The sequence below is a fragment of the Dolichospermum sp. UHCC 0352 genome, from assembly GCF_009711925.1.
GTDB classification, from domain to species: domain Bacteria; phylum Cyanobacteriota; class Cyanobacteriia; order Cyanobacteriales; family Nostocaceae; genus Dolichospermum; species Dolichospermum lemmermannii.
This window is the reverse complement of the sequence record NZ_VIKY01000123.1, coordinates 1-1,220: the sequence shown is the minus strand read 5'-3', so window position 1 is coordinate 1,220 and position 1,220 is coordinate 1. Positions and strand designations below refer to the sequence as shown.

Sequence of the window (1,220 nt, the reverse complement as noted above, 5' to 3'; positions counted from 1 at the left end):
ATTTATCTTCCAAATGCTTCGCCCCTACCAACAACTGACAACTGACAACTGACAAATGACCAAAACAATCGTTGTTAAAATCGGTACTTCTAGTCTCACTCAACCAGAAACCGGACAATTAGCCCTTTCTAGCATTGCTACTTTAGCGGAAACTCTTTGTGATTTGAGACGACAGGGACATCGAGTAATTTTAGTTTCCTCCGGTGCTGTGGGAGTAGGTTGTGCGCGGTTAGGTTTAACGGAACGTCCCAAAACTATAGCTTTAAAACAGGCTGTAGCAGCAGTTGGACAGGGTAGATTAATGCGTATATATGATGATTTATTTAGTATTTTGCAACAACCAATTGCTCAAGTATTATTAACAAGGGCAGATTTGGTACAGCGTAGCCGCTATCTTAATGCTAATAATACTTTTCAAGAATTACTAGCTTTGGGAGTAATTCCCATTGTTAATGAAAATGATACAGTAGCTGTGGAAGAATTAAAATTTGGAGATAATGATACCCTTTCTGCATTAGTAGCCAGTTTAGTAGAAGCAGATTGGCTATTTTTATTAACAGATGTTGATAGATTATATTCAGCCGATCCTCGTTCTGTACCTGATGCTAAACCGATTAGTTTAGTTAGCAGTATGCAAGAACTGACAGATTTACAGATTCAAACTGGTGGACAGGGTTCTCAATGGGGGACTGGGGGGATGATGACTAAAATTTCTGCGGCCAGAATTGCGATCGCGGCTGGTATCCGCACAGTCATTACCCAAGGACAGTTTCCCCGGAACATTGAAAAAATTATCCAAGGGGAACTCATCGGTACACACTTTGCACCCCAACCAGAACCAACTTCAGCCCGCAAACGCTGGATAGCTTATGGTTTAATTCCTGGGGGAAAATTATATTTAGATGCGGGAGCGATCGCCGCTGTTGTCAAAGCCGGAAAATCCCTATTAGCAGCAGGAATTAGAGCCGTAGAGGGGGAATTTGACAATCAAGAAGCGGTGCAGTTATGTGATAGTAATGGTCAGGAAATTGCTAGAGGATTGGTGAATTATAATAGTGAGGAATTGCAGAAAATTTGCGGCCGACAGTCACGGGAAATACCAGCAATTTTAGGTTATGAGAAGGCAGATACTGTGATTCACCGAGATAATTTAGTTTTGATTTAAAGCAGGAGTCAGGAGAAGAAAGAAGAAAATTACCAATTACCAATTACCAATTACC

1 protein-coding gene is annotated in these 1,220 nt (G+C 41.1%); it reads left to right on the top strand.

Annotated elements, in window-relative coordinates; translation table 11 throughout:
* Positions 1 to 55: 55 nt before the first annotated feature.
* Positions 56 to 1,165 carry a glutamate 5-kinase gene (proB, locus tag FJR06_RS08270; protein WP_168651218.1) on the top strand — a complete coding sequence of 370 codons (1,110 nt, stop codon included), beginning with the start codon at positions 56 to 58 and terminating at the stop codon, positions 1,163 to 1,165.
* Positions 1,166 to 1,220 lie beyond the last annotated feature (55 nt).